Source organism: Pseudomonas sp. MN1F, from assembly GCF_009391885.1.
Classification (GTDB): Bacteria; Pseudomonadota; Gammaproteobacteria; order Pseudomonadales; family Pseudomonadaceae; genus Aquipseudomonas.
The window spans coordinates 13,025-27,675 of record NZ_VZII01000044.1 but is presented as its reverse complement, the minus strand read 5'-3'; the positions used below and the strand labels follow the sequence as shown (position 1 = coordinate 27,675).

The 14,651-nt window shown below is 63.0% G+C and carries 11 protein-coding genes; 6 read left to right on the top strand and 5 right to left on the bottom strand.

What is annotated here, in order from left to right; translation table 11 throughout:
- Positions 1-95 precede the first annotated feature (95 nt).
- From F6X59_RS21780 to F6X59_RS21765, 4 genes are all read left to right on the top strand, one after another.
- Positions 96-584: a DUF3015 domain-containing protein gene (locus F6X59_RS21780; protein ID WP_054887210.1), complete on the top strand. Its 489-nt coding sequence runs from the start codon at positions 96-98 to the stop codon at positions 582-584.
- 75 nt (positions 585-659) lie between these two features.
- Positions 660-2,513, top strand: a complete 1,854-nt coding sequence (locus F6X59_RS21775; protein ID WP_152958071.1) for a DUF4105 domain-containing protein — start codon at positions 660-662, stop codon at positions 2,511-2,513.
- A 94-nt stretch (positions 2,514-2,607) separates the two neighbouring features.
- On the top strand, positions 2,608-2,961 hold the full coding sequence (locus F6X59_RS21770) for a hypothetical protein (protein WP_152958070.1): 354 nt from the start codon (positions 2,608-2,610) through the stop codon (positions 2,959-2,961).
- Between the two features lie 84 nt (positions 2,962-3,045).
- Positions 3,046-3,543, top strand: a complete 498-nt coding sequence (locus tag F6X59_RS21765) for a GreA/GreB family elongation factor (RefSeq protein ID WP_152958069.1) — start codon at positions 3,046-3,048, stop codon at positions 3,541-3,543.
- 37 nt (positions 3,544-3,580) lie between these two features.
- Here the strand turns inward: F6X59_RS21765 and gdhA are convergent, their stop codons facing one another.
- The 3 genes from gdhA to F6X59_RS21750 form a co-directional block, all read right to left on the bottom strand.
- A complete protein-coding gene (gdhA, locus tag F6X59_RS21760) occupies positions 3,581-4,921 on the bottom strand; it encodes an NADP-specific glutamate dehydrogenase (protein ID WP_152958068.1) in 1,341 nt (446 codons plus the stop codon).
- A 232-nt stretch (positions 4,922-5,153) separates the two neighbouring features.
- The gene (gene ettA / locus F6X59_RS21755) at positions 5,154-6,821 is read right to left on the bottom strand and encodes an energy-dependent translational throttle protein EttA (protein WP_027918256.1); all 1,668 of its coding nucleotides are present in this window, start codon (positions 6,819-6,821) and stop codon (positions 5,154-5,156) included.
- Between the two features lie 236 nt (positions 6,822-7,057).
- The gene (locus tag F6X59_RS21750) at positions 7,058-7,468 is read right to left on the bottom strand and encodes a hypothetical protein (RefSeq protein WP_152958067.1); all 411 of its coding nucleotides are present in this window, start codon (positions 7,466-7,468) and stop codon (positions 7,058-7,060) included.
- A gap of 260 nt (positions 7,469-7,728) precedes the next feature.
- Between F6X59_RS21750 and F6X59_RS21745 the strand changes: the two genes are divergently transcribed.
- The gene (locus F6X59_RS21745) at positions 7,729-11,559 is read left to right on the top strand and encodes a bifunctional diguanylate cyclase/phosphodiesterase (RefSeq protein ID WP_152958066.1); all 3,831 of its coding nucleotides are present in this window, start codon (positions 7,729-7,731) and stop codon (positions 11,557-11,559) included.
- Positions 11,560-11,730: 171 nt separating this feature from the next.
- Positions 11,731-12,984 (top strand): serine hydroxymethyltransferase, encoded by a 1,254-nt coding sequence (glyA, locus tag F6X59_RS21740; protein ID WP_027918253.1) that lies wholly within the window; start codon positions 11,731-11,733, stop codon positions 12,982-12,984.
- 82 nt (positions 12,985-13,066) lie between these two features.
- Here glyA and F6X59_RS21735 read toward each other — a convergent pair whose 3' ends face one another.
- A complete protein-coding gene (locus F6X59_RS21735) occupies positions 13,067-13,552 on the bottom strand; it encodes a DUF3368 domain-containing protein (protein WP_152958065.1) in 486 nt (161 codons plus the stop codon).
- Complete coding sequence (locus F6X59_RS21730; RefSeq protein ID WP_152958064.1) at positions 13,533-14,600, bottom strand: ImmA/IrrE family metallo-endopeptidase; 1,068 nt, start codon at positions 14,598-14,600, stop codon at positions 13,533-13,535. Before F6X59_RS21730 ends, F6X59_RS21735 begins: the two co-directional genes overlap by 20 nt.
- Between the last annotated feature and the right edge of the window lie 51 nt (positions 14,601-14,651).

Below are 14,651 nucleotides of genomic sequence, written 5' to 3'. Positions count from 1 at the left end.
CCAAGCTGCGCGGGTGGGTGAAAAGCTTTCCCGACCTGGCAACCGCGTTGCCAGACAACCCTGACCCTTGGTTAAGACAAATAGAGAACAATGCTATGAAACGGATTCTTCTGGGTACTCTGTTCACCGTGGTCTCGCTGAACGCGCTTGCCGAAGCGCCGGGTGGCCCGAACTGCGGCTGGGGCAACATGCTGTTCGAAGGCCAGCGCGGCACGCCGGCGCACTTCCTGGCCTCCACCACCAACGGCACCTCCGGTAACGCCACCTTCGGCATGACCTCCGGCACCAACGGCTGTTCGACCAAGGCTTCGCTGACCTATGGCGGCAAATCCTGGTTCGCCATGAACGGCATGATGAACGAGCTGTCCGAGGACATGGCCATGGGCCAGGGCGAAGCCCTGACCACCTACGCCGTGGTCCTGGGCGTCGCTCCGGAAGATCGTGGCTACTTCGCCTCGGTCACCCACCAGCACTTCAACCAGATCTTCAGCAGCGCCGACGTGACTGCCGAAACGGTCCACAGCAACACCCTGGCCGTTCTGAAGAACGACCCACGCCTGGCCAAATACGCCACCGAGGCCTGAGTGCAGCTGCTCCCGCCCCGGCCTCCGGGGCGGGTTTCGCCTTTTTTCGGCATCGTTAAGAAGTAGTTGCCCGACATGCTCAAACGCCTTGCATCCCTGGCGCTGTGTGCCTGCGCCCCCGTACATGCCATGCCCGTGCTGGACCCAGGCCGTATCCAGCAACTGGCCAACACCCCTTACTGGATTGCCCTGGGCCACTATGAAACCGCCAAGCTCGGCGGCTGGCGCAGCTATGTGGACGATGACGCCTTCTTCCTCGCCGAGGACGGTGCGCACCACCCGGACCAGGAACTCAAGGCCACGGTCGAAGCGCTGTACGCCCCCGCCAGCCTGGGTGACAAGCACGCCCAGTGCGTATTCCCCGCGCGCACCCGCTGGCTGCGTGAACAGCTCGGCCTGCAAGGCCTGCCGCAACCGGACTGCCAGGAATTCAAGACCTGGTACAAGTCGATCGACCCGCACAGTGCGGCGCTGATCTTCCCGGCAGCCTACCTGAACAGCCCGTCGTCAATGTTCGGCCACACCCTGCTGCGTATCGACCAGTCCAACACCCGCAGCGACGACACCACGCTGCTGAGCTACGCGATCAACTTCGGCGCCTACATCGAAGGCAGCGACAACAGCATCCTGTATGCCTGGAAGGGCCTGATGGGCGGCTACCCAGGCCTGTTCGCGCTGATGCCCTACCAGGAAAAGCTCTCCGAGTACCGCAGCCTGGAGAACCGCGACCTGTGGGAATACCAGCTGGACCTGACGCCGGAAGAGACCGGACGCATGGTCGAACACGTGTGGGAACTGAAGCAGATTCAGTTCGATTACTTCTTCTTCGACGAAAACTGCTCGTACCGCCTGCTGGAGTTGCTGCAGGTGGCCCGGCCGAGCCTGGACCTGACCTCGCAATTCCCGCTCACCGCCATTCCAACCGACACGGTGAAAGCGGTGAAGCAATCGGGCCTGGTCGCCAGCGAAACCTACCGCCCGTCACGCGAGCGCGAGCTGCTGGCCCGGGCCGAACCGCTGGACCATGACGAGAAGCGCCAGGTACTGGCCGTCAGCGCCGATACCACGCAATTGCAAAGCGCCGAATTCAAAGCCCTGCCCCGCGAGCGCCAGGCGCTGGTGCAGGATGCCGCGTACCGCCTGGAACGCTACCGGGCCAATGGCCAGGAGCGTGACCCTGGGCAGGCCAAGCGCAGTTTCGAGCTGCTGCGGGCGATCAACAGCAACCCGCCGCCGCCCTTGCAGATCGAGCGCCCCGGCTTGCCCGAGGACGGCCATGACTCGCGTACCTGGCAGCTGGGCGTCGGCACCCGAGAGGACCGCGCCTATGCCGAGTACGGCCTGCGCATGGCCTACCACGACCTCAACGACAATGCCTATGGCTTCCCGCTGGGCGCGCAGATCGAGATCCTGCAGCTCAAGGTGCGCCAGTACGAAGGCAACGATTGGCAGGTTCAACGCCTGGACCTGGCCACCATCCGCTCGCTGACGCCACGCAACGAGCTGCTCAAGCCTTGGTCCTGGCAGGTGGCGGGTGGCCTGGAGCGAGTGCCGGGCAAGCATGACGACGAGGTGCTGGTGAGCCACGTGAATGGCGGAGCCGGTGGCACCTGGCAACTGGCCGATGGCTTGCTGGGCTTTGCCCTGGGCACCCTGCGGGTCGAACACCACAACGACTTCGCCCAGTTCATCGCCCCGGCGACGGGGTTCAATGGTGGCCTGCTGTGGCGCAACGGGCTGGGCAACCTGACGCTGGAGGCCAAGGGCGATTACTTCACCAATGGCGAGGTGCGGCGCAGTGTGAGCCTGAACCAGCAGTGGGAGATCAGCCAGAACCTGGGGCTGAGGTTGAGTGCCTCGCGGGAGTTCAGCCACCTGGCCAGCGCGCAGAACGAGGTGATGCTGGAGCTGAAGTGGTATCACTACTGAATGTGAACCAACCGACTCTTTGACACTGTTTTGACAGCTCCCCGACAAATCGCCACCTAGACTTTCCGGTATCTCCCCAAGGGTCCAGGTGGTCATGTCGCGGTACTGGTTCGGCTTGTGCATCGCGTTGCTGCTGGCGGGTTGCGAAACCACCCACGATCAGATGGTCAATCACGGTTATCCCCCCGCCTACGCCGACGGCTACCAGGACGGTTGCAGCAGCGGCCGTCAGGCAGCCGGGCTGATGGTTGGCGACTTCAAGAAGGACGTACCGCGCTACCTGCACGACCGCCAGTACGAAACTGGCTGGGACGATGGCTTCCGCCAGTGCCACGCGATGCAGAACAGCGAGGAGCAGCGCCAGTACCACGAGCGCTTCTGGGACGAGCGTGATCGCGAGTGGCAGCAGGAGAAAGACCAGGGCGCCGCCCGCGCCTACCGCCGTTGATTTTAAGGGCGCCTGCGTCGCAAACGGACATCCCCTGAAACCACCGGCCTGCCATGCTGGTCTTCAGCACAAGGAGGCCATTGCATGAGCCGAGCATTCGTCAACGAAGACCAGGCCGCCGCCCAGGCCGATCAGCCGGTGGAGCGGCGCGTCAGCGACCAGCCCAATTACGTCACTGCCAGCGGCCTGCGCCAGCTGCAACAGCGCGTGAGCGAACTGAATGCCCTGCGCAGCGCGTTGCAGGCCGAGGGTGAGCGCGGTGACAAGCAGCGCCTGGCCGATACCGAGCGGGACCTGCGCTATTTCAGCGCGCGGGTGCAGAGCGCGCAGGTGGTGCCAGCGGCGACTTCGCGCAACAAGGTGCAGATTGGTAGCCAAGTCAGGTTCGTCGACGAGCAGGGCCAGGAGCATGTGGTGCAACTGGTGGGCGAGGATGAGGCGGATGCCGGGCGCGGGATGATCAACTGGGGGTCGCCACTGGGGCGGGCTTTGCTCGGGGCTGGGCCTGGGGACGAAGTGCTGTGGCGGCGGCCGGCGGGGGATCAGCTGATCGAAGTGGTCGAGATTGGAGGTGGGGCCTAAGGGGGGCCGCTGTGCAGCCCTCCCCCAGAGCCTCGAATCAGACTACGCCTTGCGCCAGCATGGCATCGGCAACCTTCACAAAGCCGGCGATGTTCGCGCCCTTCACGTAGTTGACCTTGCCATCGGCCTCTTCACCGTAATGCACGCAAGCATGGTGAATCGACTGCATGATGTTGTGCAGCTTGCTGTCCACTTCACCGGCGGTCCACAGCAGGCGCATGGCGTTCTGCGACATTTCCAGCCCCGACACTGCCACGCCACCGGCGTTGGAGGCCTTGCCCGGTGCGTACAGGATACCTGCCTCGATGAACAGGTCGACCGCCGCCAGGGTGGTCGGCATGTTGGCGCCTTCGGCCACACAGATGCAGCCGTTGCGCAGCAGGGTGCGGGCGTCTTCGATGCCCAGCTCGTTCTGCGTGGCGCACGGCAGGGCGATGTCGCACGGCAGGCTCCACGGGGTCTGGCCCTTGCGGAACTCCAGGCCGAACTGCTCGGCCAGCTCGCTGATGCGGCCGCGCTTGACGTTTTTCAGCGCCATCAGCGCATCCCACTGGGCATCGGTCAGGCCGGCTTCGGCGTACAGGGTGCCTTCGGAGTCGGACAGCGAAATCACCTTGCCGCCCAGGTCCATGACCTTGCGCGCCGCGTACTGGGCGACGTTGCCGGAACCGGAAATGGCCACGCGACGGCCGTCGATGCGCAGGTTCTGCCGCTTGAGCATTTCTTCAGCGAAGTACACGCAGCCGTAGCCGGTGGCTTCAGGGCGGATCAGGCTGCCGCCGTAGGTCATGCCCTTGCCGGTCAGCACCGACGTGAACTGGTTGGCCAGGCGCTTGTACTGGCCGAACATGAAGCCGATCTCGCGGGCACCCACACCGATGTCACCGGCCGGCACGTCGCAGTCCGCCCCGATGTGGCGGTACAGCTCGCTCATGAAGGCCTGGCAGAAGCGCATGACTTCGGCATCGCTCTTGCCTTTCGGGTCGAAGTCCGAGCCACCTTTGCCGCCGCCCATGGGCAGCGAGGTGAGGGAGTTCTTGAACACCTGTTCGAAGGCCAGGAACTTGAGCACGCTCAGGTTCACCGACGGGTGGAAGCGCAGGCCACCTTTGTAAGGGCCGATGGCGCTGCTCATCTGGATGCGGTAGCCGCGGTTGACCTGGACCTTGCCCTGGTCATCGACCCACGACACGCGGAACAGCACGGCGCGCTCAGGCTCGACCATGCGCTCGAGGATGCCGGACTGCAGGTAGTGAGGGTTGGCTTCGAGGAAGGGCCACAGGGTGCGCAGCACTTCTTCCACAGCCTGGTGGAATTCCGGTTGGCCCGGGTCGCGTTGCTGCAGGCGTGCAAGGAAATGGTCGACGGATTCGATCATGGTAGACATCTCACCAAGAGGATTGGACTTATTGGTTTTTCTCGAAATGTACCAAGAAGCAATCGCACCGGAATAGGGCGAAATGTCGTTTTTTTGAAATTATTTGGTGCGTTTTATATAAGTGTATACAAAACAACCTTCGATTAACCGGTAAAGCCGGCGCCTTTTCGTAGCAAGCAGGCACAAAAATGGGGCCGCGATGGGCCCCATTCTTGTGCGCCAGAAGACCGGCTTACTGGGCCAGCTTCTTGTGCCGTACACGGTGCGGCTGGGCAGCAGCATCGCCCAGGCGCTTCTTGCGGTCGGCTTCGTACTCGGTGTAGTTGCCCTCGAAGAACACCACGTTCGAGTCGTCTTCGTACGCCAGGATGTGAGTGGCCACACGGTCCAGGAACCAACGGTCGTGGGAAATCACGATGGCGGCGCCCGGGAAGTCCAGCAGGGCTTCTTCCAGGGAACGCAGGGTTTCGACGTCGAGGTCGTTGGACGGTTCGTCGAGCAGCAGGACGTTACCGCCCTCCTTCAGGGTCAGCGCCAGGTGCAGGCGGCCACGCTCACCACCGGACAGGTCCTTGACGAACTTCTGCTGGTCGCCACCCTTGAAGTTGAAGCGGCCAACGTAGGTACGCGACGGGATCTCGTAGCTGCCGATGCGGATCTGGTCGGAACCGTCGGAAATCTGCTGGAACACAGTCTTGGAGCCGTCGAGGTCTTCACGGCTCTGGTCCACGCAGGCCAGTTGCACGGTTTCGCCGATCTCGATGCTGCCCGAGTCCGGTTGCTCCTTGCCCATCAGCATGCGGAACAGGGTCGACTTACCGGCACCGTTACCGCCGATCACGCCGACGATGGCGCCTTTTGGCATGGCGAACGACAGGTTGTCGATCAGCACGCGGTCGCCGTAGCCCTTGGTGACGTTCTTGAACTCGATGACCTTGTCACCCAGGCGCGGACCGGCCGGGATGTAGATCTCGTTGGTTTCGCTGCGCTTCTGGAATTCCTGCGACTGCATTTCTTCGAAGCGCTGCAGACGGGCCTTGGACTTGGACTGGCGGGCCTTGGCGCCTTTGCGCACCCACTCCAGTTCCTCTTTCATGGCCTTCTCGTGGGCGCTCTGCTGCTTGGATTCCTGCGCCAGACGGTCCGACTTGGCTTCCAGCCAGCCCGAGTAGTTGCCTTCGTACGGGATACCGGCGCCGCGGTCCAGTTCGAGGATCCAGCCAGCGACGTTGTCGAGGAAGTAACGGTCGTGGGTAATTGCTACCACGGTGCCCGGGAAGTCGTGCAGGAAGCGCTCCAGCCAGGCTACCGAGTCGGCGTCCAGGTGGTTGGTCGGTTCGTCGAGCAGCAGCATGTCGGGGGCCGACAGCAGCAGGCGGCACAGGGCCACGCGGCGCTTCTCGCCACCGGACAGGTGTTCGATACGGGCATCCCAGGCCGGCAGGCGCAGGGCGTCGGCGGCGACGTCCAGCTGGCGCTCGAGGTTGTGGCCGTCAGCGGCCTGCAGGATGGCTTCGAGCTTGGCCTGTTCGGCAGCCAGCTTGTCGAAGTCGGCGTCGGGTTCTGCGTAGGCGGCGTAGACCTCGTCCAGGCGAGCCTGGGCGTCCTTGATCACGCTGACCGCTTCCTCGACCACTTCACGCACGGACTTGTTGGGGTCCAGTTGCGGTTCCTGCGGCAGGTAACCCACGTTGATGTCGGGCATCGGACGGGCTTCGCCGTCGAATTCCTTGTCGACGCCCGCCATGATCCGCAGCAGGGTCGATTTACCGGCGCCGTTCAGGCCGAGCACGCCGATCTTGGCGCCTGGGAAGAACGACAGGGAAATATTCTTGAGAATTTCCCGCTTCGGCGGCACGACCTTGCTCAGCCGATGCATGGTGTAGACGTATTGAGCCAAAACCAAGCCCTCTAGATAGGTAAAGACATCGACAAACGCCCCGGCGTTGTGGCCAGGGGGATGTGTTTACGGGGTTTCATTGAACAAAGTCGACCATTCTACGCCAACGCGCGGCGTTGCACAGGGTAGTCGGATGGTGGGGTGGGATCGTTGTGATCCTGGGAGGCATTGGTTACCTGTGCCGGCCTCTTCGCGGCTTCAGCAGTGAAGAGGCCGGCACAGCAGCCAGAAATGGCTCAGACGTGACGCTGTTTCCTGGCCTTGCCCCGCGGCAACCGGCAACGGTCGCTCTGCTCGGCCAGGCGCGCAGCATAGGCGGCCTTGACGCTGAAGCCACCACTGCGGGCAGGCTGTTCGGCAACCTTGGCCGGTTTGCCAGCAGCAGGCGTGCTGACAACCTTGCCAGCCGGCTTGGCCACCGCAGCCACAGGTGCCTGTTCAGCCGGCGCTGCCGCCGCCTTGGCGGTCTTGCGCAGTTCAGCCAGCGATGGCGTCTTGTTTTTCGAAGCCGTAGCCGCGTCGGGTTTGACCAGCGAACGCTGGCACGATTTGCAGGATACGTCCGCGGTCACGGCAGTGCTGACAAGGGTCTGACTGCTGCGCCCACAGGCGGAATCGAGGCCATTGGTGGAAAAGTGAGTAACCAAAACCGAACATCTCCGATGCGTTGTCATTGAAGCGGGCGGCATTCTCGCACAGGATGCAGGGTCTTGCCGAACGGGCCGGCATCACCACGACCACTGGCGCCGGACAATCAGGCTGGCACATTGCCACAATCACAGGCATGCTAGCCCGTTCGCATGTCCGGCTATTATAGTGCGCGGCCGCGGTCCAGGCCTGTGCAGATACCGGCATACACCGTGCATGTCCCTACCTGCCATCGCCAGCCCAAATGCAGGACCAACGCTTGACCGATCTCAATCATCCGACTCTGCTGCGCCCCGCTTCGCCGGCCCCAGTCGCTTCGCTGCGTGGTTCGGTCAAAGGGGCACTGGCCCTGCTAGCCCTGATTCTGCTGGGCTTGCTGCTGTGGCAACTGTTTTCCCAGTTTCGCCACACCCAGTCTGACCAGCGCCAGTTGAACCTGAACGCGAGCGCCGAACTCGCCGACCACTTGAGCCTGAACATGGCGCTCCAGGCCCAGCAGGCCCTGAACGTGGTCCAGCCCTACGTCAAAGCGCCGGCGCCCGCCGCCCTGCCGAGCCTGCTGGCGACCCTGCGCGAACACCTGCCAGCCCTGCGCGCCCTGGCCTGGCTCGACCAGGCCGGGCAACTGCGCAGCGACAGCCTGGCCGGCAGCCCCGACCGTGACCTGATTGACGAACTGGTCGGGCTGAACCAGGGCCGCAGCTACTTTTTCACCAACTCGCCGGACAACCGCACCCTTTATCTGCTGTTGCGCCAGACGGCGGAACAGGATCGCGGCTACTGGCTGCTGCGCCTGTCAGCGGACTATTACCAGGTGCTCACCGCGCATCTGGACGGCCCTGGGCACCCGCTCTGGCTGCTGGAAAACAGCCGCAGCAGCGAGGTACTGGAGCGTCACGCCCCGGTACAAACCAGCGGTGAACCGCTGCAAAGCGTGATGCTCGCCTTCATCGACAACAGCACCTGGCAATTGCGTGGCTTGTTCGACGCCGGCCTCGCCCGGCAGAAGCTGCTGCCGGCACTGATCGGCAAGTGCCTGCTGGCGCTGTTCTGCGCCCTGCTGCCGGTGCTGGCGCTGATCAACATGCGCCGCCGCCAGCGTGCGCTTCAGGAAGACCGTCGGCGCTACCACGAAATCTTCGAAGGCACCGGCGTGGCCTTGTGCGTGCTCGACCTGTCGAGCCTGCCGGGCCAGCTCGACCGCTATCACCTGCGCAACCTGGCCGGGCTCAAGCAGAGCCTGGCGCTGGACCCCAACCTGCGCCGCTCGCTGCTGCAGGAGTTGAGGATCACCGAGATCAACCAGGTGGCGCGCCAGTTGCTCAACGTCGAGTGCCACGAAGGCGCCTGGCAACGGCTGATCGATGGCAGCGGTGATGGCCTCGACAGCATCGGCATGCAACTGATCGACGCCCTGATCGAGCAACGCCCATCACTGGAGCTGGAAGTGCGCCTGCCCGCGCCGCTGGGCGGCGAGCTGCACCTGTGGCTGATGGCGCGCCTGCCGCAGCAGCGCCGCGATTACCAGGCGGTGATCCTCAGCATCAGCGACATCACCAGCCGCAAGCAGGTGGAGCTGTCGCTGCTGGAGCGTGAAAGCTTCTGGTCCGACGTGGTGCGTACCGTGCCCGACCAGCTGTATGTGCAGGACGTGCTCAGCCAGCGAATGATCTTCAGCAACCGCCACCTCGGCCAGACCCTCGGTTACGACCGCACCGAGCTGGCGCAGATGGGTGACCGCTTCTGGGAGCTGCTGCTGCACCCCGAAGACGCCGCGCACTATCAGCAATTGCGCCAGCAACAGCGCGACAGTGCTCACAGCCAGTCGCTGCACACCCAGCTGCGCTTCCGCCACCGCGACGGCGGCTGGCGCAGTTACGAAATCCGCGAGCAGGTACTGACCCGCGACGACGATGGCCTGGTCACGCGCATCATCGGCGTAGGCAAGGATGTCACCGTGCAGATCGAGGCCAGCCAGTCGCTGCGCGACAGCGAGCAGCGCTACCGCATGCTCGCCGAAAGCATCAGCGACGTGATCTTCTCCACCGACAGCCGCCTGCAACTCAACTACCTCAGCCCCTCGGTGCAGGCGGTGCTGGGCTACCAGGCCGACTGGATCTTCAACAACGGCTGGCAATCGATCATCGCCAACCCGGCCCAGCTCACCGGCATCTACAGCCTGATGGAGCGGGTCAGCAAGGCCATGGGCGACAACGAGCAACTGGCACAACTGCGCAGCCAGCTGCCGACGCAACTGTTCCTGTTCGACTGCCTGCGCGCCGATGGCCGCAAGATCCCCATCGAACTGCGCCTGGTGCTGGTGTGGGACGACCAGCAGCGCTTCGAAGGCGTGCTCGGCGTGGGCCGCGACATCAGCCAGCAACGCCGTGCGGAAAAAGACCTGCGCATGGCCGCGACGGTATTCGAACACTCCACCTCGGCCATCCTCATCACCGACCCGGCCGGCTATATCGTACAGGCCAACGAAGCCTTCAGCCGGGTCAGCGGCTACGCAGTCGGCGACGTACTCGACCAGCTGCCGACCATGCTGGTGGTCGAGGACCAACAGCAAAGCCACCTGCGCTACGTGCTCAAGCAACTGCACCAGCGCGGCAGTTGGGAAGGCGAAGTGTGGCTCAAGCGCCGCGACGGCGACCATTACCCGGCTTGGGTCGGCATCACCGCCGTGCTCGACGACGAAGGCGACCTGGCCAGCTACGTGTGCTTCTTCACCGACATCAGCGAGCGCAAGGCCAGCGAACAGCGCATCCACCGCCTGGCCTACTACGACGCCCTCACCCACCTGCCCAACCGCACGCTGTTCCAGGACCGCCTGCACACCGCGCTGCAACAGGCCGAGCGGCAGAAATCGTGGGTCGTGCTGATGTTCCTCGACCTCGACCGCTTCAAGCCGATCAACGACTCCCTCGGCCACGCCGCGGGCGACCGCATGCTCAAGGACATGGCCCTGCGCCTGCTGGCCTGCGTCGACGACGACGACACCGTGGCGCGCATGGGCGGCGACGAATTCACCTTGCTGCTGCAGCCGCGCGCCACCCGCGAGATGGCCCTGAACCGCGCCATTCACGTGGCCGAGAACATTCTTGGCAGCCTGGTGCGACCGTTCGTGCTCGAAGGCCGCGAGTTCTTCGTCACTGCCAGTATCGGCATCGCCCTCAGCCCGCAGGACGGCAACGAGCTGAGCCAGCTGATGAAGAACGCCGACACCGCCATGTACCACGCCAAGGAGCGCGGCAAGAACAACTTCCAGTTCTACCAGACCGAGATGAACGCCAGCGCGCTAGAGCGCCTGGAACTGGAGAGCGACCTGCGCCACGCGTTGGAGCAGAACGAGTTCATCCTCTACTACCAGCCGCAGTTCAGCGGCGACGGCAAGCGCCTGACCGGTGCCGAAGCGCTGCTGCGCTGGCGCCACCCGACCCGCGGCCTGGTGCCGCCAGGGGACTTCATCCCGGTGATCGAAGAGCTGGGCCTGGTGGTGGATGTCGGCGACTGGGTGCTGCGCGAGGCCAGCCGCCAGCTCAAGGCCTGGCACAAGAACAAGGTGCGCGTGCCGAAGGTGTCGGTGAACATCTCGGCGCGGCAGTTCTCCGACGGCCAGCTGGGCACGCGGATCGCCACCATACTCGAAGAAACCGGCCTGCCGCCGGCATGCCTGGAGCTGGAGCTGACCGAGAGCATCCTGATGCGCGAGGTCAATGAGGCGCTGCAGATTCTCGCCAGCCTGAAGAACCTTGGCCTGAGCATCGCGGTCGACGACTTCGGCACCGGTTACTCGTCGCTGAACTACCTCAAGCAGTTCCCGATCGATGTGCTGAAGATTGACCGCACCTTCGTTGACGGCCTGCCCGAGGGCGAGCAGGACGCGCAGATCGCCCGGGCGATCATCGCCATGGCCCACAGCCTCAACCTGGCAGTGATCGCCGAAGGCGTGGAAACCCACGAGCAGCTGGAATTCCTGCGCGAGCATGGCTGCGACGAGGTCCAGGGCTACCTGTTCGGGCGGCCGATGCCGGCCAACCAGTTCGAGGCGCAGTTCGCCAACGCCGCCCTGTTCATGTTCCAGTGAGCGCCCGCAAAAGCGGACTTTCGAGTCAACTCCAATCCCCAGCCAGCCCAGACACGGCGCGGGATGCAACATGAGCCCCATTGGTCCGCGACTTGATGCCACTTCATATGCCAGGCGCGGATCAATCGGTTAGAATGCCCCCCCAAATTACCCCGATCCTTGAGGACCGCCATGTTCAGCCGTGATTTGACCATTGCCAAGTACGACGCCGAGCTCTTCGAAGCCATGCAGCAAGAAGCTCTGCGCCAGGAAGAGCATATCGAGCTGATCGCTTCGGAAAACTACACCAGCCCGGCAGTCATGGAAGCTCAGGGCTCGGTCCTGACCAACAAGTACGCCGAAGGCTACCCAGGCAAGCGCTACTACGGCGGCTGCGAGTACGTCGACGTGGTCGAGCAACTGGCCATCGACCGTGCCAAAGAGCTGTTCGGCGCCGACTACGCCAACGTCCAGCCGCACGCTGGCTCGCAAGCCAACGCCGCGGTCTACCTGGCCCTGCTGTCGGCCGGTGACACCATCCTGGGCATGAGCCTGGCCCACGGTGGCCACCTGACCCACGGTGCTTCGGTGAGCTCGTCGGGCAAGCTGTACAACGCCATCCAGTACGGCATCGACGGCAACGGCCTGATCGACTACGACGAAGTCGAGCGCCTGGCTGTCGAGCACAAGCCGAAGATGATCGTTGCCGGCTTCTCGGCTTACTCGCAGGTCCTGGACTTCGCCCGCTTCCGCGCCATCGCCGACAAGGTCGGTGCCTACCTGTTCGTCGACATGGCCCACGTTGCCGGCCTGGTTGCCGCTGGCGTGTACCCGAACCCTGTGCCGTTCGCCGACGTGGTCACCACCACCACCCACAAGACCCTGCGCGGTCCACGTGGCGGCCTGATCCTGGCCCGTGCCAACGCCGACATCGAGAAGAAGCTGAACTCCGCCGTCTTCCCGGGCGCCCAAGGCGGCCCGCTGGAGCACGTGATCGCTGCCAAGGCCATCTGCTTCAAGGAAGCCCTGCAGCCTGAGTTCAAGGCTTACCAGCAGCAGGTGGTGAAGAACGCCCAGGCCATGGCCGAAGTGTTCATCGAGCGTGGTTTCGACGTCGTTTCCGGCGGCACCCAGAACCACCTGTTCCTGCTGTCGCTGATCAAGCAGGAAATCTCCGGTAAAGATGCTGACGCTGCCCTGGGCAAAGCCTTCATCACCGTCAACAAGAACTCGGTACCGAACGACCCACGTTCGCCGTTCGTCACCTCGGGCCTGCGTTTCGGCACCCCAGCCGTCACCACCCGTGGTTTCAAGGAAACCGAGTGCCGCGAACTGGCCGGCTGGATCTGCGACATCCTGGCTGACCTGAACAACGAAGCGGTGATCGACGCCGTGCGCGAGAAGGTCAAGGCCATCTGCAAAAAGCTGCCGGTTTACGGCAACTGATTGGCGTAAGCCTGATGTGAAGAAGCCCGGCCTAGTGCCGGGCTTTTTCGTTTCTCAAGCATAATTTGAAGCGCATGCCGGACTATCTATAAAATTTATCCAGACGTTGATGTGCGATAGCCCAGGGCAATCGACGCGCATTGGCCCGCATCCGGTCATATGCCTCGCGGGCCCGATGAGCAGTGATTACGCCCGATCGAATCAGCTCTTCAATCACCCAGATCGTCCCCTTCACTTCAACGGCTTCATTCTGGGCAGCTTTGCGAAGCGCCTCATCGCCGGACAACAGCGGGCATTTTTCCTGCTTTGCCAGCGCCAGCGCGAAGCAGTCATTGCGACTCGGCCCTCTCACCCGACCAACCAGCTCAAACGCATACGCCATGGTCGCAGGATTCAACTCTGCCAGCTCAAGCCCCATGCCCAGCAGATGAGCATGCTGCGCTTCAAGTTCATCAAAGTAGAGAATGTCCGGTATTGTGAAGCGATAGGGCAGCGCGAAGAGCTGAGCCAGTAACTCACCCTCTTCGAGGTCGATCAGGATGTTGGCATCACTGATGAGTAGCTGCATCCAGCAACTCCAGCTTGCGCGCCTGGTGGAATTGATAAACCGTCATACCCAGCAGTTCGGCCGCCTTGGACTCACCGAGAATCCCTTCCCCCAATGCCCGGTAGACCAATTGCTGGAACAACCGTGTGGTCTCCTGCCGATACGCGCTCCCAGGCTCCTGCTTGCGCCAGCCTTGCTTGACGAAAACCATGAACAACCGCTCACGCACGGTGTGCGGGATGATTTCCAGGTCCCCAGCGCGATACAGGCATCCCTGCATGCTGAGGCCATATTCAGCCTTGAGCAGATACAACTCGCGCACCTCCAGCATGTGGCGTTTATCGCCAAGATGCTGCCGCATGGCGCTGGCCGGCACCAGCAATGCCGAAGCGAAACGGTTACAAGCCTTTTCCTCATCTAGCCCTTCAGCCAAACGCTCATGCATCAGCAGGTGCCCCAGCTCATGGGCCAGGGTAAATCGCTGTCGGTCACCCGGCCAGTTTGCCGAAACCACAATTACCGGCTGGCCGGCGACACTTGCTTGCAAGCCATCGAATTTCGCCTGGGCATCCACCTGGGTAATGATTACCAGAATGCCATGTGACTCCAGCACATCGATCAAGTCTGGTATCGGGCTTAAACCGAGGCTCCATACCTCCCGAACCTGATCCGCCAGTTCATCGACTGCCTTCAGCGAAGCCAACTGCTCAGGCATACCGGCGGGCACACTGAATGGCCGCACGGGATATTCCGGCCATAAGTTGATCAGCTCCTGCCAACGCTCAGCCTGATCCAGTACATCGGCCTCGATGCGTTTCAAGGTGGACTTGGGTGTCGTTGAACGCTTGCGGTACTCGATACCAGACAGCTCGACCTTGGCAGGGCGAAAGAAATACTCGGCACGCACCGACAGCGCCTTGCACAAACGCACCAGCACACCAGAACTTGGCATGCTCTGGCCATGCTCGTATTTCTTGATCATGTTGGCGCTCACGCCAACTTGATCAGCTAACGCCTGCATCGACAACCCAGCAGCAGCGCGGGCGCGTTTGAGCCGCTCGCCTATCATCGCCGACCTCCTCCTGAGGTTTATGAAATCTAAGAATGGTCGACAAATATA

Bases quoted from the DNA above. Each gene is read 5' to 3' on its own strand.
- F6X59_RS21780 (WP_054887210.1), top strand. From the start codon at position 96: ATGAAACGGATTCTTCTGGGTACTCTGTTCACCGTGGTCTCGCTGAAC.
- F6X59_RS21775 (WP_152958071.1), top strand. From the start codon at position 660: ATGCTCAAACGCCTTGCATCCCTGGCGCTGTGTGCCTGCGCCCCCGTA.
- F6X59_RS21770 (WP_152958070.1), top strand. From the start codon at position 2,608: ATGTCGCGGTACTGGTTCGGCTTGTGCATCGCGTTGCTGCTGGCGGGT.
- F6X59_RS21765 (WP_152958069.1), top strand. From the start codon at position 3,046: ATGAGCCGAGCATTCGTCAACGAAGACCAGGCCGCCGCCCAGGCCGAT.
- gdhA (WP_152958068.1), bottom strand. From the start codon at position 4,921: ATGATCGAATCCGTCGACCATTTCCTTGCACGCCTGCAGCAACGCGAC.
- glyA (WP_027918253.1), top strand. From the start codon at position 11,731: ATGTTCAGCCGTGATTTGACCATTGCCAAGTACGACGCCGAGCTCTTC.
- F6X59_RS21735 (WP_152958065.1), bottom strand. From the start codon at position 13,552: ATGCAGCTACTCATCAGTGATGCCAACATCCTGATCGACCTCGAAGAG.
- F6X59_RS21730 (WP_152958064.1), bottom strand. From the start codon at position 14,600: ATGATAGGCGAGCGGCTCAAACGCGCCCGCGCTGCTGCTGGGTTGTCG.